The organism is Rhizobium sp. CCGE 510, assembly GCF_000292525.1.
Taxonomy (GTDB): domain Bacteria; phylum Pseudomonadota; class Alphaproteobacteria; order Rhizobiales; family Rhizobiaceae; genus Rhizobium.
The window spans coordinates 1-602 of sequence record NZ_AEYF01000127.1; the positions used below are offsets into that span (position 1 = coordinate 1).

General features: G+C 63.6%; 1 protein-coding gene. It reads right to left on the reverse strand.

The features are described from left to right. On the reverse strand, positions 1–602 hold a 602-nt coding region (locus RCCGE510_RS32790; protein WP_007638092.1), incomplete at both ends, for a carbon-nitrogen hydrolase family protein.

The following is a 602-nucleotide window of genomic DNA, read 5'->3' on the forward strand; positions in this document are numbered from 1 at the left end:
GTCGGGCGAATGCAGCATCGACTGCAGCGCCGGCCAGACGATGAGTTGCTCGTAGCAGATCAGCGGTGCGATCCGCTTGCCGTCCGCCCCGGAGACAGGGTTGGAAAACAGGTGCGCCTTGGCGCCGCCGGCGTCTCCCGTCCAGGACCGCCATGGTTGCCACATGGAACCTGGAACCGGCATCCGCTCTCGATAAAGAATCTCGGATTGATCGGCCGAGATCGCCACCAGCATGTTGTCGTATCCGTCGCCGTCGAGCACCGCCGCACCCGCAATGACGGTGAGGTGGCGATCACGTAAAGCCTTCCGCCAGAGACGCTCGACGGTCGGCGTCCAGAAGCCGAGCGCGCTTTCAGGAAGGACGATAAAGCGGGTGGACGAGTCCGCCGCCGACAGAACCGTTGCGATCAGGTCACGGTGATGCTGGAGCGAGGCATCGCGCCCAAGGTTTTGACCCTGTTCGAGGTCGACGCCTTTCCATCCCTCCGGTAGCGTCGGCGCTGTCCACGATGCGGCGGACCAGAACCAAAAGCCTGCGAAGATCACGAAAGCTGCCGGCCAAAAGCGCGATGTGAGCATCGCGAGGCCGGAAGCGGTCGCAA